Annotated in this window: 22 protein-coding genes and 1 tRNA gene; 17 read left to right on the top strand and 6 right to left on the bottom strand. The window is 60.6% G+C overall.

Annotated elements, in window-relative coordinates:
* Nucleotides 1-111 precede the first annotated feature (111 nt).
* Entirely contained in the window at nucleotides 112-909 is a 798-nt protein-coding gene (locus Q0106_RS08180) for a PhzF family phenazine biosynthesis protein (protein ID WP_297611385.1), read from the top strand.
* Nucleotides 910-1,600: 691 nt separating this feature from the next.
* Here the strand turns inward: Q0106_RS08180 and Q0106_RS08175 are convergent.
* The 3 genes from Q0106_RS08175 to cysS form a co-directional block, all read right to left on the bottom strand.
* Nucleotides 1,601-1,689 (bottom strand) — tRNA-Ser (locus Q0106_RS08175).
* Nucleotides 1,690-1,849: 160 nt separating this feature from the next.
* Nucleotides 1,850-2,917, bottom strand: a complete 1,068-nt coding sequence (locus Q0106_RS08170) for an acetyl-CoA carboxylase carboxyltransferase subunit alpha (protein ID WP_297611383.1) — start codon at nucleotides 2,915-2,917, stop codon at nucleotides 1,850-1,852.
* A gap of 124 nt (nucleotides 2,918-3,041) precedes the next feature.
* The gene (gene cysS / locus Q0106_RS08165; RefSeq protein WP_297611387.1) at nucleotides 3,042-4,448 is read right to left on the bottom strand and encodes a cysteine--tRNA ligase; all 1,407 of its coding nucleotides are present in this window, start codon (nucleotides 4,446-4,448) and stop codon (nucleotides 3,042-3,044) included.
* A 157-nt stretch (nucleotides 4,449-4,605) separates the two neighbouring features.
* Between cysS and Q0106_RS08160 the strand changes: the two genes are divergently transcribed.
* The 5 genes from Q0106_RS08160 to Q0106_RS08140 all read left to right on the top strand — a co-directional run bounded on the left by Q0106_RS08160 (nucleotide 4,606) and on the right by Q0106_RS08140 (nucleotide 7,689).
* Nucleotides 4,606-4,800, top strand: a complete 195-nt coding sequence (locus Q0106_RS08160) for a hypothetical protein (protein ID WP_297611381.1) — start codon at nucleotides 4,606-4,608, stop codon at nucleotides 4,798-4,800.
* A 68-nt stretch (nucleotides 4,801-4,868) separates the two neighbouring features.
* Nucleotides 4,869-5,429 (top strand): tetratricopeptide repeat protein, encoded by a 561-nt coding sequence (locus Q0106_RS08155; RefSeq protein WP_226963149.1) that lies wholly within the window; start codon nucleotides 4,869-4,871, stop codon nucleotides 5,427-5,429.
* Between the two features lie 58 nt (nucleotides 5,430-5,487).
* Nucleotides 5,488-6,069 (top strand): peptidylprolyl isomerase, encoded by a 582-nt coding sequence (locus tag Q0106_RS08150; protein WP_152157882.1) that lies wholly within the window; start codon nucleotides 5,488-5,490, stop codon nucleotides 6,067-6,069.
* A gap of 205 nt (nucleotides 6,070-6,274) precedes the next feature.
* On the top strand, nucleotides 6,275-6,766 hold the full coding sequence (locus Q0106_RS08145) for a peptidylprolyl isomerase (RefSeq protein WP_139687541.1): 492 nt from the start codon (nucleotides 6,275-6,277) through the stop codon (nucleotides 6,764-6,766).
* A 5-nt stretch (nucleotides 6,767-6,771) separates the two neighbouring features.
* Nucleotides 6,772-7,689, top strand: coding sequence for a UDP-2,3-diacylglucosamine diphosphatase (locus Q0106_RS08140; RefSeq protein WP_297611376.1), 918 nt, complete (start codon nucleotides 6,772-6,774; stop codon nucleotides 7,687-7,689).
* A gap of 119 nt (nucleotides 7,690-7,808) precedes the next feature.
* On the opposite strand, the gene Q0106_RS08135 is transcribed toward Q0106_RS08140, so the two are convergent.
* The gene (locus Q0106_RS08135) at nucleotides 7,809-8,123 is read right to left on the bottom strand and encodes an antibiotic biosynthesis monooxygenase (RefSeq protein WP_297611373.1); all 315 of its coding nucleotides are present in this window, start codon (nucleotides 8,121-8,123) and stop codon (nucleotides 7,809-7,811) included.
* 183 nt (nucleotides 8,124-8,306) lie between these two features.
* On the opposite strand from Q0106_RS08135, the gene Q0106_RS08130 reads away from it, so the two are divergent.
* From Q0106_RS08130 to Q0106_RS08120, 3 genes are all read left to right on the top strand, one after another.
* Complete coding sequence (locus Q0106_RS08130; protein WP_297611370.1) at nucleotides 8,307-9,254, top strand: LysR family transcriptional regulator; 948 nt, start codon at nucleotides 8,307-8,309, stop codon at nucleotides 9,252-9,254.
* Nucleotides 9,255-9,419: 165 nt separating this feature from the next.
* On the top strand, nucleotides 9,420-10,571 hold the full coding sequence (locus Q0106_RS08125) for a porin (RefSeq protein ID WP_297611367.1): 1,152 nt from the start codon (nucleotides 9,420-9,422) through the stop codon (nucleotides 10,569-10,571).
* A 61-nt stretch (nucleotides 10,572-10,632) separates the two neighbouring features.
* Nucleotides 10,633-12,459, top strand: a complete 1,827-nt coding sequence (locus Q0106_RS08120; protein ID WP_297611364.1) for an aryl-sulfate sulfotransferase — start codon at nucleotides 10,633-10,635, stop codon at nucleotides 12,457-12,459.
* Nucleotides 12,460-12,599: 140 nt separating this feature from the next.
* Here the strand turns inward: Q0106_RS08120 and rarD are convergent, their stop codons facing one another.
* Nucleotides 12,600-13,502: an EamA family transporter RarD gene (rarD, locus tag Q0106_RS08115; RefSeq protein ID WP_297611361.1), complete on the bottom strand. Its 903-nt coding sequence runs from the start codon at nucleotides 13,500-13,502 to the stop codon at nucleotides 12,600-12,602.
* Nucleotides 13,503-13,634: 132 nt separating this feature from the next.
* Nucleotides 13,635-14,837: an amidohydrolase gene (locus Q0106_RS08110; RefSeq protein ID WP_297611358.1), complete on the bottom strand. Its 1,203-nt coding sequence runs from the start codon at nucleotides 14,835-14,837 to the stop codon at nucleotides 13,635-13,637.
* A gap of 499 nt (nucleotides 14,838-15,336) precedes the next feature.
* On the opposite strand from Q0106_RS08110, the gene Q0106_RS08105 reads away from it, so the two are divergent.
* The 8 genes from Q0106_RS08105 (at nucleotide 15,337) to Q0106_RS08070 (ending at nucleotide 25,575) form a co-directional block, all read left to right on the top strand.
* Complete coding sequence (locus Q0106_RS08105) at nucleotides 15,337-17,217, top strand: dipeptide ABC transporter ATP-binding protein (RefSeq protein ID WP_297611355.1); 1,881 nt, start codon at nucleotides 15,337-15,339, stop codon at nucleotides 17,215-17,217.
* Between the two features lie 67 nt (nucleotides 17,218-17,284).
* Nucleotides 17,285-18,820 carry a glutathione ABC transporter substrate-binding protein GsiB gene (gsiB, locus tag Q0106_RS08100; protein WP_297611352.1) on the top strand — a complete coding sequence of 512 codons (1,536 nt, stop codon included), beginning with the start codon at nucleotides 17,285-17,287 and terminating at the stop codon, nucleotides 18,818-18,820.
* 129 nt (nucleotides 18,821-18,949) lie between these two features.
* Nucleotides 18,950-19,870 carry a glutathione ABC transporter permease GsiC gene (gene gsiC / locus Q0106_RS08095; RefSeq protein ID WP_297611349.1) on the top strand — a complete coding sequence of 307 codons (921 nt, stop codon included), beginning with the start codon at nucleotides 18,950-18,952 and terminating at the stop codon, nucleotides 19,868-19,870.
* A gap of 49 nt (nucleotides 19,871-19,919) precedes the next feature.
* Nucleotides 19,920-20,822: a glutathione ABC transporter permease GsiD gene (gene gsiD / locus Q0106_RS08090; RefSeq protein WP_139687550.1), complete on the top strand. Its 903-nt coding sequence runs from the start codon at nucleotides 19,920-19,922 to the stop codon at nucleotides 20,820-20,822.
* 157 nt (nucleotides 20,823-20,979) lie between these two features.
* Entirely contained in the window at nucleotides 20,980-21,552 is a 573-nt protein-coding gene (locus tag Q0106_RS08085) for a nitroreductase family protein (protein WP_297611346.1), read from the top strand.
* Between the two features lie 110 nt (nucleotides 21,553-21,662).
* A complete protein-coding gene (locus Q0106_RS08080; RefSeq protein WP_297611343.1) occupies nucleotides 21,663-22,376 on the top strand; it encodes a hypothetical protein in 714 nt (237 codons plus the stop codon).
* 99 nt (nucleotides 22,377-22,475) lie between these two features.
* Nucleotides 22,476-23,039 (top strand): nitroreductase family protein, encoded by a 564-nt coding sequence (locus tag Q0106_RS08075; protein ID WP_152157894.1) that lies wholly within the window; start codon nucleotides 22,476-22,478, stop codon nucleotides 23,037-23,039.
* Between the two features lie 103 nt (nucleotides 23,040-23,142).
* A complete protein-coding gene (locus Q0106_RS08070) occupies nucleotides 23,143-25,575 on the top strand; it encodes a hypothetical protein (protein WP_297611340.1) in 2,433 nt (810 codons plus the stop codon).
* The last annotated feature ends 7 nt before the right edge of the window (nucleotides 25,576-25,582 follow it).

The raw sequence follows: 25,582 nt of genomic DNA, 5'->3' as shown, positions 1-25,582 counted from the left end.
TACGTATGAAATGCTGTCGTACACCTATGAAATATAGCAATAAAGCTGAAAATCAGGCTACATACGTACGCCGGTAGACCAATTTAGACGAAAAGAGAAGGCGGCTGAAAAATGAAGCAGTATGTTGTTGATGCCTTTACCGACCAGGTTTTCCATGGCAATCCCGCTGCCGTCTGCGTTCTGGAGAAATGGCTCCCGGACGAACTGATGCTCAGCATTGCCAGAGAAAACAATCTGTCTGAGACTGCATTTACGGTCAAAGCCGGAGAAAAATACGCCCTGCGCTGGTTTACTCCCGGCGGCGAGATCGACCTCTGCGGCCACGCCACCCTGGGTACCGCCTATGTGCTCTTCAACTTTTACGAGCAGGAGAGGAAGCGCATCACCTTCTCCACCATGAGCGGAGATCTGACGGTTGTTCGGAGAGAAGATCTCTACGAAATGGACTTTCCCGCCTACGACCTGCAGCCCGTTGCTGTGACGAAGGAAATGGTCGAGGCTATCGGGGCCGCTCCCAGGGCCGCCTGCATGGGACGGGATCTGCTCTGCGTATTTGACGATCCTTCCGTTGTAGAAAACCTCGCGCCTGATCTTGAAAGGCTCAAAGCGCTCGACGGTCTTCTTCTCCATGCAACGGCACCGGGGAGAGATTCGCAGATCGACTGCGTATCCCGATCCTTTGCGCCGAAGCTCGGCATCCCGGAAGATCCGGTGTGCGGCTCCGGCCACTGCCACATCATTCCGTACTGGACCAAGGAGCTCGGGAAGAACGCCCTGACGGCGCATCAGGCCTCTCCCAGAGGCGGAACGCTCTACTGCCGCATGGAGGGCAAGCGCGTTCTTTTAGCGGGAAAGGCCGCACTCTATTCCTGCGGGGAGATTTTTGTTGACGCGTCCTCAATTGCTTGACAATTATTTGATTTTTATAAACAATATTTGACGAACGGATATGTTCCAACTGCGACTACCCTCGTCCTTGTGATGGAGGGCATCCGAAGTGGCTGGATTCAGACCGGTTTCGCCGTGGCTGGTTGAAGGCGAAGCTTCCGTTCCCCGAAGCCGGCGGCCATTCAATGATCGCCGGCTTCTTTTTCAACTGGCTCAGCGGTCGGCAATTCCGAATGACGAAGCCGCCTTCAGACGCCTGACGGAGAGCTTCTCTGCGATTCCGTGCAATTCCGGCGAAAGCTGCCTCAAAGGCATGCTTCAAGCCGCAGTCATCTCCTTGTTTGACAATTAGATGATTTCGCAGGAATAATATTTTCCAAACGGATATGTTCCCGTTGCGGCTGCCGTCGGCTTCGGCTTGGCGGCCTGTCAAAGTGGCGGTAACAGACCAGGATCACCGAGGTCAGCTGAAGGTGATCCCTCCGTTGCTCGTTGATCGAACGAAAGCCGGTTGTCGCACAGTGATTGCCGGCTTTTTTCGTATGGCTGACGGCGGTAATTACGAACGCCACTGACCTATGCTTAAGCCGCTCCCGAAATGCAAAAAAGCCCCTTCTGCAAATGTAGAAAGGGCGTATCGGAATTGTCTCTTATGGCGGTACTTATGGCGGTTTTTAAAATCGCCTCGAATCGCGACTGTCGCAATAGGGTATGGCGGAAGGAGTGGGATTCGAACCCACGGAAGTTATTAGCTTCGCCGGTTTTCAAGACCGGTGCATTCAACCACTCTGCCATCCTTCCGGGATGCATAGGAGCAAGAAGTTTTCGGATTTTATATGAGAGACGTTCCTCCCGCAAGGAGGGAATCGCGGCGAGGCGCGAGGCCCCGCCGCCGGCGGTGAGGAAACAGGAGCGCGAGGCTCCTGTTTCCTGATTTCTCAGTAACCGGCTGACTCAGACGTTAATCCTTTGCCTTCCCGAGCTTCTGCGAAGAGCCTTCGTCGCGAAGCTCGAGCGCATCCTCAATATCCTTGGGGTCTGCGGCGGTCTGCGGTTCAGCGACGACGTCGAAGAACCCGTAGCCGCGCATGCGTTCGGCGCGTCGCTCAAGGAGATCGTCGATCGGAAGCTTCATGAGGGCGCGAAGTTCATCGATGAGCGCCTGCTTCAGATTCATCGCCATCAGCTTGGGATCGCGGTGCGCGCCGCCGAGGGGCTCGGAAATGACGCGGTCGACGAGACCGAGCTTCGAGAGCCTGTCGGCCGTAAGCCCGAGGGCTTCCGCAGCGCGCGGGGCCTGCGCCGCGTCCTTCCAGAGAATGGAGGCGCAGCCTTCAGGTGAAATCACCGAATAGGTCGAATACTGAAGCATCATGACGATGTCTGCGACGGCGATCGCGAGCGCGCCGCCCGATCCGCCCTCGCCGATCACGCAGGAAATGATGGGCACCCGAAGCCCCGCCATTTCAAAGATGTTGCGCCCGATGGCCTCGGACTGGCCGCGCTCCTCGGCGTCGATGCCGGGATAAGCACCCGGCGTATCAACGAAGGTGACGACCGGCAGATCAAACTTCTCGGCAAGCTCCATAAGCCTCAGGACCTTTCTGTACCCCTCGGGCTTGGCCATGCCGAAATTGCGCTGCGTGCGCTCCTTAAGCGTTCTTCCTTTCTGATGGCCGATCACGACGACGTTCATGTCGGCAAGGCGCGCGAGGCCGCCCACGATGGCCTGATCGTCCGCAAACGCGCGGTCGCCGTGGAGCTCGTGGAAGTCCGTAAAGATTTCGTCGATGTAGTCAAGCGTATAGGGGCGCGCCGGGTGGCGGGCGACGAGCGAGCACTGCCAGGGCGTGAGGGACGCATAGATCTTCTTGACGAGCTCATTTTCCTTCGCTTCGAGTGAAGCGATTTCGCTCTCAACCGAAACGCCGCTCTTCGACTCCGTTTCGGTGAGCTCGCGCAGTTCATCAATCTTCTTCTCGAGCACCTCAATGTCGTGCTCGAATTCAAGGAATACTTTCTTGGCCATCTTCTTGCGTGCAGAGCCGCTCCACATGGAGCGCTGCTGATGTTGGGTCAGTCGCTCTGCGGCTTTTTCCGTTCAAAAGGGGAAGAGCCGCAGAGGATTCAGTTGATTCGATTTCAGAGCGCGATCAGATCCTGCGCCACGTCGTGCCGCCGGGACCGTCCTGAAGCTCCACGCCTTCGGCGAGAAGGCCCTTTCTGATCTCGTCGGCGCGCGCGAAGTTCTTTGCCTTCTTCGCGGCGGCGCGCTCGGCGATCAGCGCCTCAATCCGGGCTTCCTCGCCCGCATCCTGAACGCCGCCCTGGAGGAACTTCTCCGGATCGTTCGTGAGGATGTTGAGAATATGGCCGAGCCCGAGGAGCTGGCGAACGAGCGCTTCGGAACCCGTACGGTTGATTTCCGTCGCGAGCTCGAAGAGCACCGCCACCGCCTGCGCCGTATTGAAGTCGTCGTCCATCGCCTCGCGGAAGCGCGCCGCATAGGGCTCATTCCAGTCGATCGGCTGCCCGTCGCCCTTCCGGCCCTTGAGGGCCGTGTAAAGGCGAACCAGACCCTTATGGGCTTCCTCGATGAGGCCCGAGGAGAAGGTGATGGGGCTTCTGTACTGGCTTCTCAGGAGGAAGAAGCGGAGCACTTCGGCGCCGAACCCGTCGCCGTAGGCTTCGTTCGTTTCCTTAAGCGCATCGCGGATGGTCCAGAAGTTGCCGAGCGACTTGCTCATCTTCTCTTCCGTGCCGTCGGCCGCGCGAACGCGCAGCGGCCCCGAATGCATCCAGTAGTTGGCGAAGGTTTTGCCCGTCGCCGCCTCGCTCTGGGCGATTTCATTTTCATGGTGCGGGAAGATGAGGTCCGGGCCGCCGCCATGAATGTCAATCGTTTCGCCCAAGAGATTCATCGCCATCGCCGAGCACTCGATGTGCCAGCCCGGACGACCGCAGCCCCACTTCGAGGTCCACTGCGGCTCGCCCGGCTTCGCGCTCTTCCAGAGAACGAAGTCGAGAGGATCGCGCTTGCCCTGACCGACCTGCACGCGGGCCCCTGACTGAAGGTCGTCGATCGACTTCCCCGAGAGATGCCCGTAATTCTTAAAGCCCCTCACGGAATAGTCGACGTCGCCGTCGGCAGCATGGTAGGCGTAGCCCTTTTCCTCAAGTTTTTCAATGAGGCCGAGCATCTGCGGAATGTATTCGGTCGCGCGCGGCTCGAACGTGGGCGCGAGGCACCCGAGCGCGATCATGTCTTCCTGCATGGCCTTCGCGAATTCAGCCGTAAGGGCGTCGGTCGTGATGCCGCGCTCCGCCGCGCGGCGGATGATTTTGTCGTCCACGTCGGTGATGTTGCGCACGAAGGTCACCTGGTAGCCCGACGCCTCAAGCCAGCGGCGAACGACGTCGAAAGCGACGAACGTGCGGCCGTGGCCGATGTGGCAGTAGTCGTAGACGGTGACGCCGCAGACGTACATGCGCACGCGGCCGGGTTCGATCGATTTGAAGGGGCGCTGTTCGCGCGAATAGGTCGAATAAATCGAAAGCATGGAATTCCTGAGAAATCTGTCCTTCTGAAGCGCTTCCGCATAACCCTTGTAGCAGCGCATGCGCAGGTAGCAGCACGAGCCGTTCTCGCTGATCCAGCGCAGGTGCCGCAGGGACGGGAGAAAAGATTCCCGATACAAAGTTCTGAGCTTCTGAATCATGTGCGGCGGCTACAATTACGGGCTGAAGCGCCCCCGGCCGAAAGGCCTCAAGGGCTTTGCTCAATTTTCGGATTCGCTCGCCCAGGAGGGCGCGCGGACGAAAGATCATGAGAGTATAGCCGCCCGGCAGGTCTCAACAGCCTTCGAAAGCGACTTCTCCCATGCCGGAAGCATGGATCAGCCGTTAGCCTGATGGCTTAACGTTCTTCGCTATGCATCGCCGGCTTTCCTCGACAGACACCTGACCCGATGAGTAGTTTCATGCGCGCCAAAAAGATGCTCCTTTCCACCTGCGCCGCCCTTGCGCTCGGTCTTTCCTTCCTGAGCGCCCCTGCTCTGGCAGCCTCGGAAATGGAGGAGCTCGCAGCAACCCTTCACCCGGGAGATTTTTCGCCCCGCGTCGAGCAGCTTCTCACGAACGGACATCCCGCGCAGGCGCTTGAGCTTGCCGACATCGGCATCAAGCGCAACCCCCGGAATGCACAGCTTCAGTTTCTGCGCACCGTGAGCCTTGAGTCCCTCGGGCGCACCGAGGACGCCGCGAAGGGCCTCAAATCCCTCATCGCCGCCTACCCGGAAATCCCCGAACCCTACAACAACCTCGCCGTCATCGAAGCGGGCTTCGGGAACCTCGAGGAAGCGCAGGGGCTCCTCAAGAAGGCGCTCGTCATCAATCCGAAGTTTTCGCTCGCTCAGAAGAATCTCGGCGACGTCTACCTTGCGCTCGCGCTCGAATGCTATGAAGCTGCCGCGCCCGCACTCGAATCAAATGCTGAGCTTCAGTCGAGACTGAGGACGCTGAAGCGCATCAGCGGCCGCTGATGCCTCTCTCCGCCAGTCCCGGCATTTCCTTTTCTTATAAGAGACCAATCGTACAACCATGCAGTACCGCTCCCGTCTTCTCCTTCCGCTTCTTCCTGCCGCCTCCTTCCTCGCCGCGCCCCTCGCGCGCGCCGCAGCGAAGGAACCCCGCGTTGAAATTGAAACCTCCCTCGGCAAGATCGTCGTGCGTCTCGCGCCCGACCGCGCCCCGCAGACGGTGAAGAACTTCCTGCGCTACGTGAACGAAGGCTTCTACAACGGCACGATCTTCCACCGCGTCATTCCGGGCTTCATGGTCCAGGGCGGGGGCTTTGACGAAACGCTTCGCGAAAAACCCACGCACGAACCCATTCCGCTCGAAGCGCGGGGCGGCCTCAGAAACGACCGCTACACGATCGCCATGGCCCGCACGAGCTATCCGCACTCGGCGACGTCGCAGTTCTACATCAACGTTGCCGACAACGACTTCCTCAATGCCGATCAGGCTCAGGACGGCAACGGCTACTGCGTCTTCGGCACGGTGATTTCCGGTACCGACGTGGTCGACAAGATCGCCGCCGTTCCGACGGGCAGCCGCCGCGGCATGGGCGACGTCCCGGTGACGACCGTGAAGATTCTTTCGGCGAAGGTTCTTCCCTGATCATCGGACACAGTCGTTGAGCTCGCCCGGGGGTGGAGCGCAGAAGCGCCGCGCCCCTTATGCGACAATAACGATTCCCCTTCCGGAAGGTCCCCGGGGATGCTTCCGAAAGGTTTTCACGCTGCCGAAAGACTAAAAGTCAGTCCTCTTCCAGAGAAAGGGCTCCGGGCAGCGCGCATTTACTTTTGACCAGTTTTATTCTCAAATGATTCGCTTCACTACCAATCTCGGCGTCATCGACATTGAACTTGATCCCGAACACGCTCCGATCACCTGCGAAAACTTCGAAAACTACGTGAAGTCGGGCTTCTACAACGGCACGATCTTCCACCGCGTGATCAAGGGCTTCATGATTCAGGGCGGCGGCTTTGAACCGGGCATGCAGCAGAAGCCCACCAACGATCCGATCAAGAACGAGGCCGACAACGGCCTGAAGAACGACAAGTACACGATCGCGATGGCCCGCACGAACGATCCGCACTCGGCCACCGCGCAGTTCTTCATCAATGTCGCCGACAACGACTTCCTCAACCACACCGCCCCGACGGGCAACGGCTGGGGCTATGCCGTCTTCGGCAAGGTCGTCGCCGGCCAGGACGTGGTCGATCAGATCGCGCGCGTCCGCACGGGTACCCGCGGCTGGTTCGGCGACGTGCCTGTTGAGGACGTCGTCATCGAAAAGGCCGAGGAGATCTGAGTCTGATGACTGAGAGCCGCCCGGAACCGAGCGACGGCATGGTGGGGACGAAAGCGCCTTCGAAGGGGAAAATCCCCTTCGGCATGAGGCTCTTTCTCCTCATCAATTCCACCCTGCGTTTTTTCAGCAGAAGCAAAATGGACCTTTCACAGTTTCCGCCTCCTGCGCTCGCCGGGCGAACCGAGGTCGAGCCGCTTACCAATCCGGTAATCATTTCGGACCTGCATCTCTCGCCCACGAAGCCGAAGACCATCATGGCGTTCGTTCGCTTCATGAAGTCCGTGGCGCCGCGCTATCCGGAACTCGTGATCCTCGGCGACCTTTTCGACTTCTGGCTCGGCGACGACGCGCACCCGGAAGCGAAGCCCGTCATGGCGCTCCTGAAGCTCCATGCAGCCACCGGCCGGCGCGTGCTCATCATGCCCGGAAACCGCGACTTTGTGCTCGGCGAAGGCTTTGCGCAGGCCATCGGCGCAGAGCTCCTTCGCGACCCCGTCGTGGTCGAAATCAAGGGCCGCAGGGTGCTTCTCGCTCACGGCGACGAATGGTGCCTGAGGGATACGGGATACCAGAAATTCCGCAAGCTCACGCACGATCCGGTGTGGCAGGCGATGATGCTCAAGAAATCCGTCGCCGAACGCATTGAAGTCGCGAAAGAAGCGCGCTCGCAGTCTGAAACCGACAAGGCGCAGAAATCGATGGACGTCATGGATGTGGTCGAAGGCGCCGTGGCCGAAGCCGCGAAGTCCGCAGGCGTAGATCTAGTCATTCACGGACACACGCATCGCCCTGCCGCCCACGTTTTCGACAACTACGAACGCTGGGTGATTCCCGACTGGAAGCTCGACGGCGTCGAGGGCGCGGGAAAGAGCGGCTGCATTACGTTCCTCGACAACGGCAGGCCCCAGATCCAGATGTTCTGAGCCTCCTGATTCCCTATTTGCCGCCCAAATAAAAATGCCCGGGAAAGAGCAATCTCCCCAGGCATTTTTGTTTGAGGGCGATACTTCCCGCGAGAGAAGCCTTCGCCCTGACTGAATCGTCAGATCAGCACTTCAAAGCACTCAAGCTCCGGGCGATCGACATACATTTCACGGTTCTTCGGGCCCGTGGAATGGGACTTTTTGAAGTGTTCCGACTTCGTCCAGTTGAGGAAGTCCTCCTTCGACTGCCAGCGCGCAAAGGAAGAAAAGAGGACGTAGCCGTCCTTCTTCGCATCAAGCTTGAAGAAGCGGAATTCCAGCAGACCCGGCATGGATTTCGCACTGACATCCGCTCCCTGCCAGACCTTGAGGTACGCGTCGGCGAACTCCGGCTTGATCTTGAAACGGTTCATCGTGATGTATTCGGATGCCATGAAAGCACTCCCAAAAAAGTTTCGATGGTGCAAAGACTACGGGAAAACGTGGTCCTAAAACTGCGCTCGTTACATCCATACACTCCCCGATGAATTTGTAAACAATCCGCGGCAAACCACTCCCACAGTCCGACCTCCGGATTTCCAGCCAACAATATTCTTTTTCCCCGATAGATCTCATCCATGCAGCAGCCCATCACAGAAGAGCTCCTGCGGCTCCTTTCGGTTCTCTACCGCACGCAGTCGCTTTCCCTGGCCGCCTCCCGGCTCGACATCAGCCTTTCCACCGCGAGCCGCATGCTCCAGGGCGCGAGAGAACTTTTTGACGACAAGCTCTTCACGCGCTCGAGCCAGCTCATGCACCCGACGCCGCGGATGGTGAAGCTCATGCCGCAGATTGACCGCATGCTCGAGGATATGGCTGCTCTTGTCGGGAAGGACGCGCTCGATCCGATGAAGGCAGAGCGCACGATCCGCATCGCGGCGCTCGACTGCGCTTACACGATGTTCGTGGCTCCCGCCATTCATGAGGCGCGGCGGAAATCTCCCGGTCTTCATTTCTCGACAACGCCCATCGGCATCGATACGTTTGACGAATTGAGTGCCGGCCTCGTCGACCTCATTATTTTCGGAACCGACTCCGAACCCGTGCAGGGAAACATCCATGTGAAGCGCCTCTTTTCGGCGCCCTATTGTCTCGTCGTGCGCGAAAGCCATCCGCTCGTCGAGGTCTTCAGGCAGAAGGGGCGGCTCGACCGAGCCGACATTGAACCCTGGCAGGTGATCTCCATCGCCACGCCTTTCTCCCGCCTCGTTCCGCGCTCGGTTCTTCCCTGGTTCGACGATGCGGATCAGCCGCACGGAATCACCGTTCCCTACCATGCAGCCGCCATCCTCGAGCTCTTTGAAACGGATCTGATCGGAGAGTTCGCCGAGCCCTTTGCCCGGAAAATCCTTTCGCTCGTACCTGGCCTCGCCCTGCTTCCGTTCGAAGGCTTTATGTCCTATCAGTGGGCGCCCACGCTCTTCTGGCATCCAAGGACGCAGCAGGATCCGGTTATGGTCTGGCTGCGCGGCCTCATCGGCCTTGAAGCGCGCCGCATACGCGACAAATACCATCTCTCGGCCTGAAGCGCGCTCCGCTTTCAGATCCTGCAAGGATGACTCGTCAAATATGACAACGCCATTACAGTAGATGCCAATTTCGCAAATGAAGAGCGATTTCTAAACTTTTTCCCGACCTGAGAGATGTCCGCACGCATCTCTTCAAACAAAAGAAAAAGGAAGAAATCCTTCATGACCCAACCCAACCGCACGCCCCGCTCTCTCAGGAAAGCGGGGACCATTCTTTCAGCGCTCCTCCTCGGCGCAAGCCTCATCCCGTCAGCCTATGCAGAAGACGGCGTAGCCGTCACGGGCCTCGTCGACCTCGGCCTCATGGTGCAGCACGCGAACGGCCGCACCAATACGACCATGGAGTCGGGAAACAACAAAACCTCGACCATCGACATCCGGGCGACGGAAACCATCAGCAACGACCTCTGGGTGCGCGCTGCGTCCTACGTCTCCTTCATGGCCGACAACGGCACGCTCTATGAAGACGGCGTGCTTTTTGACGGCGCAGCGCTCACGCTCGGGAGCAAAACCTTCGGCGAAGTTGCCCTCGGCCGCATGGGAGCGCTCAAAAGCACCGACGGCGACATGAGCCAGTTTGCGCTCGCCGAAGGCTATTCCCCGATGGGCGCGAACCTCCCGCATGCGGGTCTCGCATACATCTTCACCTGCGACGGGATCCTCAACAACACCATCGGCTACGCGTCTCCGTCCTTCTCCGGATACCGCTTCTTTGCGCAGTATTCGAACGGCGTCACCACCGAAACCGGCGTCGGCGCGGACGACGACAGGCTCTTCACGGCTTCCGTTCTCTACAACAACCATGGGAAATTGCGCTTCGGCGCCATCGCCACCTACCACACCCACGGTTCGCTCGAAGAGAAGCACAACGCCACGAAGGACATCATGGTCTCCATGAACTACGACTTTGATGCCTTCCGGCTCTACCTCACCTATCAGCACGTCTTCGACGGACTCGGCCCCAACACGATGCTCCGCGCCCGCGCCTTCGGGTTCGGCGCGTCCGATAAAGGCTTCGACACCGACGCCTTCATGGCGGGCGTCATGAAAGACCTGGCCGGCGGGACGCTCTCTGCCGTCTTCCAGGCGAGCCGCTCGGAATATAAGGGCGACGCGAAGGACGGAAATCTTTCGACTTCCGGCTGGCGCATCAACCCTGCAGCCATCTACCGCTACCCAATCAGCCGCCGCACCACGCTCTGGACGGCGCTTTCCTGGACGCACGGCTACGGCATGTACCGGCGCGTAAAGGACCACCCGGTCGACAACCCCAATACCACGTCCTTGGGCGCGGGCGTCACGCACTTCTTCTGACGCATCCGGGCTTCAAACGTTTTTCCATTCATCTTCCACAAAAGACCAGAGGAACACTCCCATGAAGCACTCTCTTCTCATGCTCGCGCTCGGCGCCGCAGTCTTCTCCTCCGCAACGCTTCCCGCCCACGCGATGGGCGCCGTGGGCGGCCCCGTCGTGCGCTACGCCTCCATTCAGGGTCAGCTCGGCGAAGTCATCGTGAATCCCTACAAGGTGGCGCCGCTTACGGCCGTCATCAAGAACGGCGGCTACGATCTCGAGTCCGCCACCGTTACGATCGTCCCGAAGGAAAACGGACAGACGATCACCTACAACGTTCCGAAGAAGCAGCTCCTCACCCACGGCGGCATTCCCGTCTTCGGCCTCTATGCGGACTATCGCAATGAGGTGAAGGTTTCCTATGTCCGCGACTTCAACGGCAAGAAGGGAACCATCAGCGAGTCGTACTTTATTTACTGCTCTCCGGTTTCCTGGATCAATCAGGGTACGAACTATGAGTCCCCCAAGGACTTCACGGCCGTCGTGAAGAAGGTTGATCCGGCATTCTCCGACCGCCTCTACCTCATCAGCAACATTGGCGACGAAACGGGCCTCAACAACCGCGCTGTCTGGAACAACCCGATGGGCGGCGCCCTCACGTGGAATTTCGTGCCGCAGATCGCCGTCTTCGACACCAAGGGCGAAATCCGCTGGTACCTTGATCCGCGCACGATCTGGGATCCGGAATCGATTTACTCTGCCGGCGTCATGATGGGCTTCCGTCAGAACGATGACGGCGCGCTCACCTGGGGCTTCGGCCAGAAGTACGTGAAGTACGACATCATCGGCCGCGAAATCTGGAATCGCCGCCTTCCCGCTTCCTACAACGACTACTCGCACTCGATGGATCCGGCACAGAACGGCCACTACTTCCTGAGAGTGGCTTCGGCCGACCACCGGCGCCCGGACAACAAGCGCATCCGCACGGTGCGCGACGTGATTGCCGAGGTCGATGAGGACGGCGTCGTCGTGGACGAATTCAAGCTCTGGGACATCCTCGATCCGTACCGCTCCGACGTTATCCGCGCGCTCGATCAGGGCGCCGTCTGCCTCAACATCGACGCCTCGAAGGCGGGGCACACGCTCTCGGCCGAGGAACTCGCCGAGCAGGACAAGACGGACAACTTCGGCGACATCGCGGGCACGGGCGCCGGGCGCAACTGGGCGCACGTGAATTCGGTCGACTACGATCCGAGCGACGACTCCATCATCATTTCCTCGCGCCATCAGTCTGCCATCATCAAGATCGGCCGCGACAAGAAGGTGAAGTGGATTCTCTCGGCGCCGAAGGGCTGGCGCGCTCCCTGGAAGGATGCGCTTCTCACGCCCGTCGATAAGGACGGGAAGCCCATCAAGTGCACCGACGTTTCCTGCGAAGGAGGCTTTGACTGGACGTGGACCCAGCACACGGCCTTCCGCATCGACTCGAAGTCCGATAAGGACGTGATCTACGTTTCCGCCTTCGACAACGGCGACGCCCGCGGCATGGAGCAGCCCGCGCTCCCCTCGATGAAGTATTCCCGCGCTGTGGTCTACAAAATCGACCAGAAGAAGATGACGGTCGAACAGGTCTGGGAGTACGGCAAGGAACGCGGCCATGAGTGGTTCAGCCCGGTGACGTCGCTTACCGAATACAACGCGGACAAGAACTCGATCCTCGCTTATTCGGCCACCGCGGGCGCTGCCTTCGACCTCCAGTCGGGCGCCTTTACGAGCAGCCCGAATCCGTGGCTTGAGGAATTCAAGTGGGGTGAAACGGAGCCTGCAGTTGAAATCCAGTTCCAGAACACCTCGGGCTACCAGGCAATGGTGCTCGACGTGAACAAGGCCTTCGGCAATCCCCAATAACCAAAGGCTTCTGGGAACGCAGCTTCGGGGCAGGCGAGTCAGCCGCTCTGCCCGAAGCTTCTGATCAAAATCCTGGTTTGAAAAAGAGCCTCATGGAGAACGATTTCCATGAGGCTCTTCCTTTTCTGCGATGGTTCGATTCAGACCTCCTCGGCCTTCTTCCTCGCCGCAAGCCGCAGCCGCCTCTGCATCAGCACGGTTTCCCCGAGAAAGAGCGCCACGGCCGTCCAGATGAAGAGAAAGCCGATCAGCATCTCGAGCGTGAAGGGTTCGTTGAAGGCGAAGACGCCGATCAGAAACACCATCGTGGGACTCACGTACTGGATGATAGCGGACGTCGAATACGGAATGCTCCTCACGCCCGAAGCGAAAAGAAGAAGCGGAATCGCCGTAATTGGGCCCGCCGCAATGAGAAGGAGCTGCGTCGTGCCGGAAGCCTCGGCAAAGGCGAGCTCCCCGGTGCTCGCGAGGTAGCCGAGCCAGAGAAGCGCGATCGGCGTGAGGATGAGGCTTTCGAGCGTCAGCCCCTCAATGCTCCCGAGGGGCGCAATCTTGCGGATAAGTCCGTAGACCCCGAACGTGAAGGCGAGTGCAAGCCCGAGGAAGGGCGGCACGCCCTTTACCCACGAAATCCAGAGGACGCCGACGGCGGCAAGACCCACGGCGATCTTCTGGGCAGGGCGCAGCTTTTCCCGCAGAAATACGGCAGAAAGCAGAATGGAGACGAGCGGATTGATGAAGTAGCCGAGCGACGCCTCGATCGTGCGGTCCGTCACGATCGCATAGACGTAGGTGCCCCAGTTCGCGCCCACAAGGAGCGCCGAAGCCGTGAAGATGAGAAGGATCCTCGGGCTCGTCAACGCGTCCTTCAGCCACGCCGTCCGGCGCATGACGAGAATCACGAGGACGATGAAGAGCAGCGACCAGACGACGCGGTGCGCGAGGATCTCCAGGGCGCCGATATCCGCGAGGGCATGGAAGTAGAAGGGAAAAAGCCCCCAGAGAATATAGGCGGCGAAGGTGCAGAAGATCCCGTAGAACATGGTGCGGGAGCGCGGGGAAAGGTCCCCGCGCCGGTAGGTTGAGCGTTGAGAAGAGAAGCAAGAAGCCTCCGGAGCGTCCGAAAAGAGCGTTTCGGATTTCTCCGGAGACGAAGCTTCCTTGGATTTAAGGCCTTACGCCGCGAGCGCCTTCAGGCGTTCGAGCGCAATGCCTGCGAGATAGGTCGAGGCGAGCGGAATCACCTCGTCGTTGAAGTCGAAGGTCGGATGGTGGAGGGACGCCTCATGCGCGTCGTCGCGGATCCCCACGCGGATCATGGCGCCCGGGCGCTTGAAGAGGAATTCAGCGAAGTCCTCGCCCCCCATCGTCATGTCCATGGGTTCTGCCGCGTCGGCCCCGAAATGCTTCACAATGAAGTCGCGCACGTGCTCCATGGTCTCCGGCGGATTGATGAGGGCCGGAACCAGCCGGTCGTAGCGCAGCTCTCCCGTGCAGCTCTCCGACGCGGCGATCGTCTCGACCATCACCTTCATTTCGTGCTCGATCTGGTTGCGCACGTCCTCGCTGAAGGTGCGCACCGTCCCCGAAAGCGTCACCTCGGTCGGGATGACGTTGGGGGCGTTGTAACGACCGCCGTTCACGGACGAAATCGAGAGGACCGCAGGCTGAATCGGCATCACCTTGCGCGAAACGATCGTCTGAAGACCTGAAATGAGGAGGCCCGCCGCGGGAATCGGGTCGATGCCGAGGTGCGGACGCGCGGCATGAACGCCCCTCCCCTTCACGGAAATATAGAAGAAGTCGGTCGACGCCTGAGCAGGGCCGGCGCAAAGGCCGAAGGCGCCCTTCCGGATCGTCGGCTCGTCGTGGCAGCCGTAGATTTCGCGAACGCCCAACTTGTCGAGAATCCCGGACGCTTCCACGGCGCGCGCGCCCTTGCCGATTTCCTCGGCCGGCTGGAAGACGCCCACCACGCGGCCCGCGAATTCATTCTTCTTTTCCTGAAGATAGCGCATCGCCCCGAGAAGCCACGTCGCATGGCCGTCATGACCGCAGGCATGGCAGCGGAGTTCCGTCTGGCTCTTCCAGGCATTTTCCGAGCTGTCGGGCATCGGCAGCGCGTCGATGTCGCCGCGAAGCGCCACGGCCGGACCCGGGCGGGCGCCCTCCACAACGGCGATGAGGGCTCCGGGAACCGTCGTGTCGTCAAGCTCGGTCACGCCCCAGGAGCGGAGCTTTTCCTTCAGGAGCGCCACCGTGCGCTTCGTTTCAAACCCGAGCTCAGGATGCGCATGAATGTCGCGGCGGATCTCCGCAAGCTCATCGGCCCAGGCGCCGATCTCCGGAAAAACCTTGTCCTTGAGAACGTACTGCATCGTGAAACCTTTCCTTTGTGTTTTTTGGTGCCCTTTGGGGAAATCCTTGAGCCTTCACCGGCTCCGAACGGGCATCCGTTCATTCTATGGAGAAGACGAGGCATCCTGCCTCAGGTGCATTGCGCATTCGTTATGCCTCAAATCGGCGCATGCCTCTCTCGCCTCATGCACCAGAAAGCGGCACGGAGGCAAATTCAAGGCAAACATCGTGCACGTCATTGATGGGTGGCGCACAAAGATACGACATCCACTCCTAGAACTTTTGCTCTCAATCAAAAGCAAGGACGATTTGCAAGACGTGCAGGTCCTTCACCTGAGGCCTGCCGCGCTCTCTCGGGGTAGCCTTGAGAATCGCGCCCGGAGGATGGCTCAGAAGAACGCTTTGCCTTATCTGGCATGGTTCTTGCTTATTCCGTTCGCAGACGGGCAGACATTCCGGCGATTTTTTCCCAATCCGCCGCGGCCCACCGAATATTTGTAGAAGAAAACTTTTTTGAAGATGGAAAGAGCAGACACCAAGCCCGATTCCCTGCAGGACAACCTGCCGGTGCTAGAAGTGAAGAACCTCAGAGTTCAGTTTTCTTCCGACAGCGGCACGACGACTGCCGTAGTGGATGAATCCTTCGTCATTCACAAGGGCGAAACGCTCGCGCTCGTCGGCGAATCGGGCTCAGGCAAATCCGTAACCTCGCTCTCCGTCATGCGCCTCGTTGAGCACGGCGGCGGCAAGATCGTCAACGGCTCCATCCATCTGCGCTGCCGCGACGGACGCCTCGTGGACCTCATGAAGGCATCGCGCTCGGAACTTCAGGCCCTGAGAGGCTCTGAAGTTGCCATGATCTTCCAGGAACCGATGACGTCCCTCAACCCGGTCTTCACCGTGGGCGCTCAGATTGCGGAAAGCCTGACGCTTCACCGCGGCATGAGCGAGGCCGAGGCTCTGAAGGAAGCCGTGCGTCTTCTCGAGCTTGTCCGCATTCCGGACGCCGAACGCGTGGCGATGCGCTTCCCGCACCAGCTTTCGGGCGGCATGCGCCAGCGCGTGATGATCGCCATTGCGCTTGCCTGCAAGCCGCAGCTCCTCATTGCCGACGAACCGACCACGGCGCTCGACGTGACGGTTCAGGCTCAGATTCTTGCGCTGATTGCCGAACTCCAGAAGGAAATCGGCATGGCGGTGCTCTTCATTACGCACGACATGGGCGTGGTCGCCCAGATCGCCGACCGCGTGGCGGTGATGCGCTACGGCGAAATCGTTGAGGAAGGCAAGGCCGTCGACATTTTCGACGCGCCGAAGCACCCCTACACGCAGGCCCTGCTTTCGGCGGTCCCGCGCCTGGGGAGCCTTAAGGACGTCCCGCATCCCTGCTTCTTCCGCCTCATCGACCCGGACAACGGCCGCGTCATTGAACCGCCGTCCGACAAGCTCCCGCCCCCGGGCGACACCATTCTCGAAGTCAACGACATCGTGAAGACCTTCCCGGTGCGCACGGACTTCTGGGGCAAGCCCACCTACGTGGTGCGCGCCTGCGACCACGTGAGCTTCAAGCTCCGCCAGGGCGAAACGCTCTCGATCGTGGGCGAATCGGGCTGCGGCAAGTCGACGACGGGCCGCGCGCTCCTGAGGCTCCTCGACATTGATTCGGGCGACATCATCTACCGCGACCGCTCGCTCGTTCATATGACGCGCCGCGATCTGCAGCATGCCCGCCGCGACCTGCAGATGATCTTCCAGGACCCCTATGCGTCGCTCGACCCGCGCCAGACCGTGGGCTACTCGATCGCCGAACCGCTCATGATCCACAACATCTGCTCGAAGTCGGAGATGTGGGACCGCGTGGCGATGCTTCTGAAGCGCGTCGGCCTCTCGCCCGACATGGCCAACCGCTATCCGCACGAATTCTCGGGCGGCCAGCGTCAGCGCATCTGCATTGCGCGCGCCCTCGCGCTTCAGCCGAAGGTGATCGTCGCCGACGAATGCGTGGCGGCGCTCGACGTTTCGATCCGCGCTCAGGTCGTGAACCTCATGATGGAGCTCCAGGAGGAAATGGGGCTCTCCTACATCTTCATTTCGCACGACATGGGCGTCGTCGAGCGCATCAGCCACCGCGTCGCCGTCATGTACCTGGGGCAGATCGTCGAAATGGGGCCGCGCCAGTCGGTGCTCGGCCATCCCTATCACCCCTACACGCAGAAGCTTCTTTCGGCCGTGCCGATCGCAGACCCGAAGGAGCGCAATCTTCTGAAGCTCATCAACCTTTCGGACCTTCCGAGCCCGGTGCGCCGCGTCGGCGACGAACCGGTGGTGGATCCCCTGGTTGAGGTTGAACCCGGGCACTTCGTTGCCCGCCATCAGATCGGGCAGATGTCGGGGGCCTGATCTGAATAATGAAAAGTTCTTCGGCAAACCTCACCCTTATCTCTCAATTATCAGGAAAGGCAATCAGATGAAATTCGTCAAGGCTGCTCTGCCCCTTCTATTTTCAGGCGCTCTCCTTGCCGCGGGCGCCGCTCAGGCCGCCCAGAAGGACGTGACCGTTGCGGTCGCCTCCACCTTCACGACGCTCGACCCCTACAACGCGAGCGACACGCTCTCGCAGGCGGTTGTGAAGTCCTTCTACGAGGGGCTCTTCTCGTTCGACAAGGACATGAAGGTCGTGAACGTGCTCGCCGAAAGCTATGAGGCGAGCGCCGACGGCCTCGTCTATACGGTGAAGCTTCGGAAGGGCGTGAAGTTCCAGAACGGCGAGGACTTCAATGCCGAAGCGGTCAAGATCAACTACGAGCGCGTGATGGACAAGAAGAACAGCCTGAAGCGCTATGTTCTCTTCTCCAACATCGACCGCATCGACGTCGTTGACGCCCATACGGTGAAGTTCACGCTGAAGAGGCCCTTCTCGGCCTTCATCAATCAGCTCGCTCACCCGAGCGGCGGCATGATCTGCCCGAAGGCGCTCGAGAAGTGGGGCGCTCAGATTGCCTTCCACCCCTGCGGGACCGGCCCCTTCGTGATGAAGGACTACAACCCGGCTGAAGTCCTGAAGGTTGAGAAGAACCCCAACTACTGGCGCGCCGGCTACCCGAAGGTCGACTCGATCACCTTCAAGCCCGTCGTTGAAAATTCAACCCGCGTTGCGATGCTCCTTACGGGCGAAGCGCAGTATGCGTTCCCGCTTCCCGCCGAACAGGTGAAGCAGATTGAGAAGCGCAGCAACGTCCGCGTCGACGTGACGCCCTCGATCATCACGCGCTACGTCGAAATGAACATGACGAAGAAGGTCTTCCAGGACATCCGCGTCCGTCAGGCCCTCAACTACGCGATCAACAAGCAGGCGCTCGTGAAGGTCGCCTTCAACGGCTATGCGGATCCCGCGACGGGCGTGGCTCCGATGAACGTCGACTATGCCGTGAAGCTCGGTCCCTGGCCCTATGACCCCAAGAAGGCGCGCGAACTTCTGAAGGAAGCGGGCTATCCGAACGGCTTCCGGGTGACCCTCTGGTCGGGCTACAACCACTCGACCGCGATGAAGATCATCCAGTTCCTGCAGCAGCAGCTCGCGCAGGTGGGCGTCAAGGCCGACATCCGCGCGCTTGAAGCGGGCCAGCGCACCGCGCTCGTTGAATCCGTGACGCCCGAGAAGTCCGAGCACCAGCTCTACTACATCGGCTGGTCGAGCTCCACGGGCGAAATGGACTACGCGATCCGTCCGCTCCTTGCAACGGCAAGCTTCACGCCGAACGATTCGAACGATTCCTACTATTCGAACAAGATGGTCGACGAGAAGCTCATGGAAGCGCTTGCCACCACCGACCGCGCGAAGAAGGCCGAGCTCTACGCCGACATTCAGAAGCAGATCTGGCACGACGCCCCGTGGATCTTCCTTGCTACCGAGCAGAACATTGCCGGTGCGGCGAAGAACCTGACGGGCTTCTACATCCAGCCCGATGCGAGCTTCAACTTCTCCGAGCTTGAGCTCAAGTAAAGCTTCCAAACACACACTCACAACGCCCCTGCGGGACGACAGAGCTTCCTTCAAATTAAAGAAGCTTCCGCCGCCCCCGGGGGGACAAACACCCAACTTCAATTCTCAGGCGAATGCGCCGGCGACTCCATGCTGCGATATTTCATTAAAAGACTCCTGGGCATGATCCCAACGCTCATCATCGTCGCGATCTGCGTCTTCTTCTTCATCCACCTGCTGCCGGGCGACCCGGCCCGACTTGCAGCCGGCCCGGAAGCCGACGAAGCGACGGTCGAGATGATCCGCCACAGCCTTGGCCTCGACAGGTCGCTCCCTGAGCAGTTCATTCATTTCGTCGGGGGCGTCCTGCAGGGCGACTTCGGCACCTCGATCCGCTCCCAGCGCCCGGTGATTCAGGAAATTGCCGAACGCTTCGGGCCGACCCTCTACCTCACGCTCGCGTCGATGTTCTGGTCGGTGGTCTTCGGCCTCGTGATCGGCGTCATTTCCGCCGTCTTCCGCAACAAGTGGCCTGACCGCCTCGGCATGACGCTTGCCGTCTCGGGCATTTCCTTCCCGGCCTTCGCGCTCGGCATCCTGCTGATGGAGATCTTCTCCGTCGAGCTCGGGTGGCTCCCGACCGTGGGCGCCGCTTCCTGGAAGCACTACATTCTCCCGTCGATTACGCTGGGCGCTGCGGTCGCCGCCGTCATGGCCCGATTCACGCGCGCCTCCTTCGTCGAGGTTCTTCATGACGACTACATCCGCACGGCCCGCGCGAAGGGCGTGACGGAAACCAACATCGTCGTGAAGCACGCCCTCAGAAACGCCCTCATTCCGGTGGTGACGATGATGGGCCTGCAGTTCGGCTTCCTTCTGGGCGGCTCGATCGTCGTCGAGAAGGTCTTCAACTGGCCCGGCATGGGTCGCCTCCTCGTCGACGCCGTCGACATGCGCGACTATCCGGTGATTCAGGCGAGCGTGCTCCTCTTCTCGCTCGAATTCATCGTGATCAACCTCGTGGTCGACGTCCTCTACGGATGGATCAATCCGTCGATTCGCTACAAGTAATTGATCCGCTACATAAGAGAAAAACTTAAATTCCGGAGAATCAGAAAAAATGAGTACCTCTACTGCAGTGGATCCCCGCATCGCGAAGTCGAATGACGCGCTGCGCACCCCCATGGGCGAATTCTGGAGAAAGTTCAAGAAGCAGCCCGTCGCAATGGCCGCAGGCATCTTCGTGCTCTTTCTCATCGTCGTTGCCATTCTCGGGCCGGTGATCACGCCCTTCGACCCGGAGAACTACTTCGACTACGACATGCTCAATGAAGGCCCCTCGGCCGCGCACTGGTTCGGCGTCGACGCGCTCGGCCGCGACATCTTCAGCCGCATCGTCGCGGGCACGCGCATTTCGCTCGTCTGCGGCTTTACGTCCGTCTTCGCGGGCGCCGTGATCGGCACGATCCTCGGCCTCATCGCGGGCTTCTATGAAGGCTGGGCTGACCGCGTCATCATGCGAATCGCCGACGTTCTCTTCGCCTTCCCGGGCATCCTGCTTGCGATCGGCATCGTGGCGATCCTCGGCGGCGGCATGCTGAACGTCGTGGCCGCTGTCGCGATCTTCTCGATTCCGGCCTTCGCCCGCCTCGTGCGCGCGAACGTCCTTTCGCTCAAGACCCAGACCTATGTCGAAGCGGCGAAGTCCTTGGGCATCAGCGACTCGATGCTTTTGATCCGCCACATCCTCCCGGGCACGATCTCGGTGATTCTCGTCTACCTCTCGATGAGAATCGGCACCTCGATCATCACGGCGGCATCGCTCTCCTTCCTCGGCCTCGGCGCTCAGCCCCCGATGCCTGAATGGGGCGCCATGCTGAACGAAGCCCGTGCGGACCTCCTTACCGCTCCGCATGCGGCGATCTTCCCCGTGATCGCGATCTTCCTTACCGTGCTCGCCTTCAACCTTCTCGGCGACGGTCTGCGCGACGCGCTTGACCCGAAGGTCGACACGAACCGCTAATCGTTTTGCCGGGGGCTTTGACTCCCCTGGCAGCAGACTGCAATTCCGGCCGGGTTCCCGATGGGATCCGGCCGTTTTTTATTGCTTTTTGAAGACTACAGCCGGAGCGGCCGGGAGTAAAGTTTTTCCATCAGCCTCCTTTGAAGGAAAACCCGAAATGCCCGAAAAGATTCTCCGCAAACTTCCCGATCCACAGCCGATGCCGATGACGGTGACGGACGCCCTTCGCAGCCGCCGCACCATCCGCTCGATTTCGGACCGCCCGCTCTCCGACGCCGAGCTCGCTAACCTTCTCTGGGCCGCAGCCGGCGCAACGACGAAGGACGGAAAGAGAACCGCGCCTTCGTGCCTCAACCTCCGGAGCGTCTCGGTCTTCCTTTTGGAGAAGGACGGCGTCTGGCGCTACGACGGAGAAGCGCATGCGCTTGAACTTGTCGACCGGGCGGATCTGCGGGCGGCCTCGACCCTCGGGCAGCACCAGTTCGTGGACAATGCGCCCGCGACCCTGGTCTTCGTCGCAGAAAACACGCCCCGCACCCAGATGGCGCAGCCCCACTTCGTCTACCTCGACGCCGGCGCCATGATGGAAAACGCAGCCGTTGCCGCTGCCGCCATGGGGCTTGCCGGAGTGCCGAGAGGCTCCGTCAACGGTCCGGAGCTCGGGCAACGCATGAGGCTTCCCGCCACCTTTACGCCGATCTTCTGCTACACGGTCGGGCATCCGCAGTAACCCATATCGTCTGGCGCAGAAAAACATCCTATTGGCGCCTCAGGCTATCGGAACTCCCGCGTTTTGCGCTGAAAATAATCTTCAGAGTCCATTCGAACGCGGGAGTTTTCATGTCTGAAGCCGCCACCCCTGATGCCATTCTTGCCTTCATCATGGAGGCAAGGTCTGATGACGATCCGTCGGATCCGGCGCTTCAGGTTTTTGCCGAACTCACCGGGAATGATCCCGAGGGCGTTCTCAAATCGCTCGCCTGCGGCGGAGAGTCCGGAGACTTCCCCGGCATCCGGCGCACGGAACCTTCGCCCGACATGGTGAGGCTCACGGGCGCCGCGAAAGCGGCGGAAAAGAGCTCCGGCAATGCGCTCATCATTCTTGACCTCCCGAAACATGGGAGCCATGCCTCGCCCGGATCGGAAAACGCCCGGGCGGTGAGGCTCCTCCCGCAGTTCGTAGTTGCCTTTGAGGATGCTCCTCAATCTTCCGGCGCCATGGATCTTTGCGTTCTCGCCCATGAGAGGTGGGATTCCCCCATGTGCGCGCTCTCGCTCGAGGACGCCGTCCTCCTCGAAGGGCTCTCGGCGCAATCCAGAACGGACCTTCCGGAACGGAACGGCATTTTCCCCGAAATGAAGGGGCTCTATCCGATGCCGCCGGGAACCGGAGCGGTCCTTCAGGTCCGCGCGGCTCCCGGGACTGCGGACCCCGCACGGATTGCAAAGATTTTGAGGCGTAGCGCCGCCATACTTCTGAGGCGCCTCGACATCGCCCGCGCCCGCGCGCATGAGGGCGCGGCGCTCGAAAGGGCGCTCCTTGACGGCGCATGAAAGCATCTCGCCCTCCGGTTCGGAGGAAACGCCCTCTCTGCATTTGCTTCTGAAGCCAGCTTCCATTCACTGATCGAATCCATCAAGAGGAGATAAACCATGAAAACCATCCAGCTTCCCGCCCCGAAGACGCTCGGCACGCTCTCCCTCGAAGAGGCGCTGAAGGCCCGCCGCACCAATCGCGAGTGCACGAATGCGGCGCTTGACGACGCCGAACTCGCCGCGCTCCTCTGGGCCTGCGCCGGCCTCACGACGGAAGACGGCCGCCGGACGACCCCCTCGACGCTCGACCTCCGTGCGGTTTCTCCCTACGTCCTGCGCGCCGACGGCGCCTGGCGCTGGAATGCCGCGACGAACACCCTCGAGCAGACCGCTGAGGAAGACGTCCGCAAGGTTTCCACCGCCTATCAGTTTGAATACGTCGAGAAGGCTCCCGTGACGATCGTCTTCGTTGCCGACCAGGAACGCGCGAAGAACGCCCGTCCGACCGGCGTCTACGTCGATGCGGGCACGATGGGCCAGTCCTGCTACCTCGCCGCCGCCGCGCTTGGTCTTGCCGGGTGCGTGCGCGCCTCCTTCGACCACGAGGAGCTCAGGAAGGCCATGAAGCTCGGCGAAAAGCTCGAACCGATCGTGCTCTTCACCTGCGGCCGCCCCGCGTGATCTCTGATTGAAGGCAAGGACGCGCGGGTCCTTGTCCGGCGCCTCAATGCCGCATAATGAAGGACTCACTCACGCTTCTTCATTTCTTTTCGGAATTGAGCCCGTGCGCCGCCTTGCCGACATCCTGCTTCTCTTTCTGGAAGCCCGAAAAGGACGACCTGCGCTCCTTGCGCTCCTCGTCCTTTTTCTCTTTTCGCTTTTCTCGGCTGCAACACACATCGCGTCGCGCCCTTTCGAGGCCGACGTGGCGTCGCTCCTTCCCGAATCCCTCGCGCCCGAACTCCCGCCTCAGATTGAATCGAAGCTGAGGGAGAAGCTCTCCCGGACTGAAACCGATCGCATTGCCGCCGTCCTCACGCTCGCCTTTAAGAGCGATGCCGCCGCCCGCGAAGGAAAGAACGAAAAAACGCTCGCCGACGCCGCACGCCTCTGGGAGTCGATCGTTCTGAAGAATCCGGTGCTTCAGCGCGCGGAACCCGCCGGCACCGGCGCGATCCCGAAGATTCCTGAGGCCGCCGGAAATTTCCTCACGCAGAAGGACCGGGCGGATCTGGAAAAGCTCCTCAGGCTTCCCCCTGAAGCCGCCTCTCAGGCGCTCGCGGCCAAAGCCGTCCGAACGATGTCTGGCTTCAGCACGGGGGCCGCAAATTTCTCCGTCGACCCCTTCGGGACGCTCGACCACTGGATTCTCGAGCGCCTCTCCGAAACCCCCTGGCGGCGAACGGAAATAGACGGCCGCACATGGCTCGAAGTCAAAAGCGCCGATCCCCGGGAACGTTCGCTTCTGCTCTTTTTCTCCGTCGACCCGGAGCGCGTAAGTTCCGGCGAAGCAGGGCTCGCGCGGACCTTCACGCAAGCCGATGAGACTCTGAGGGAAGCGTTTCCATCTGACGGGAATGTCAGCTTTTCCTCGGTCCGCGCGGGCGTGCCGCTCTTCACGGACGCCATAGCCTCCCGCGCAAAGGATGAGGTTGCCTGGATCGGCTCCGTCTCAACCATCGGCGTTGTTCTCTTCGCCTGGCTCCTCTTCGGGCGCATCTCCACGCTTCTTCTGATGGCGGCGACCGTCGGCGGGGGATTTCTGATTGCGCTGGGTCTGAGCTTCGCAATTTTCGGCAGGCTCTCCCTCATTACCTTTGTTTTCGGGGCAACGCTGATCGGCGTCTCAATCGACTATTCCTCGCACTGGATGACGATGAAGCGACCCGGCGAACCGGCCTTTGAGCGCCGCCGCCGGCTCGTCGTGCCGCTCCTTTCCGCCGCGCTCTCGTCAGCCGCGGCTTATCTTGTGCTTGCCTTCACGCCGCTTCCCGGCCTCACGCAGATGGCCGTGCTTGCTGCCGCGGGCCTTATCGGCGCGCTCCTCATCGTGCTGATTCTGCTTCCCCTTGCCGAACGCTTTGCGCCCGCGAAGGACACGCGCCTCATGGAGCGCTTCGTCGCGGCGCTCCCGAAGATCCCGAGGCTCTCGAAGGAAGCCCTCCTGCGGCCGGGCGTTCTTGTCGTACTCGTCCTCCTCGCCGGCATCCTCATTTTCGGGCTCTCAAGGGTTCAGCTCGCCTCCGGCATCCGGGATCTTCAGGGGGCGCCGCAGTCCCTCATCGCGAGCCAGCTTGAAGCGCAGAAGCGCCTTCGATTGCCTTCGCCCGCTCAGGCCTTCGTGATCGAAGGAAAAACAATCGACGAAGCCATTCAAAGGGAAAAGCGCGTGAGGGCATTGATCGCCGGGACCCCGGGTCTTGAAGCCCTGCTTCCCCAGGGGCTCTCCCTGTGGCTTCCGACTGAAGCCGAACAGAATCAGAACCGCGCGATCGTAAGAAAGGCCCTCGAGCTCGCAAGCCCCATTCTCGAAGAGCTTCTCGGCGCGGCTCCTGCCGGCCCGGGCAACAGAGCTCTTTCTCCCCGCGACATTCTGAAAACCTCCCTCGCTCCGGTCTTCGATGCGTTCATTCTCGAAGCGCATGATGAGAAAAATAGAGGCAAAGCGGTTCTCATGCTCACGCTCTCAGGCGTGACGCCGGAGCACCTCTCAGCGCTCAACGCCCTTCAGGTCCCCGAGGGCGTTCATTTCGTCGACATTACCGCCGGGATGGACGAAGGGCTTTCCCTCTACCGCGACCGCATTCTCATGCTCCTTGCGGCGGGCCTCGGGCTCCTCTTTATTGCCCTCACGCTCCGCTTCGGACGAAACGGCTGGCGGGCAGTTCTCCCCACCGCCCTCGGCATCGTCTTCTCGGCCGCAGTTCTCGGGCTCCTCGGCATTCCGCTCACGCTCTTCGCGAGTCTCGCGATGGTGCTCCTTCTCGGTCTCGGAATCGACTACGGGATCTTCATCACGGGGAACCCCTCCGACGGACGAACCGCTGCGGCCGTCCTCTTTTCGGGCGTGACGACGATGCTTTCCTTCGGACTCCTCGCCTTTTCGGCAACGCCTGCACTTCACGTTTTCGGCCTCACGCTCTTTTTCGGGCAGCTTGCAGTGTGGATCGCGACGCCGCTCCTGAGGCCTGCGCAAGCCCCTGACGAGAGGAGCTGAGATCTGC

The sequence above is a fragment of the uncultured Sutterella sp. genome (assembly GCF_937923675.1).
Classification (GTDB): Bacteria; Pseudomonadota; Gammaproteobacteria; order Burkholderiales; family Burkholderiaceae_F; genus Sutterella.
Note: the sequence above shows the minus strand (reverse complement) of the source record. Positions and strands in the feature narration are given on the sequence as shown.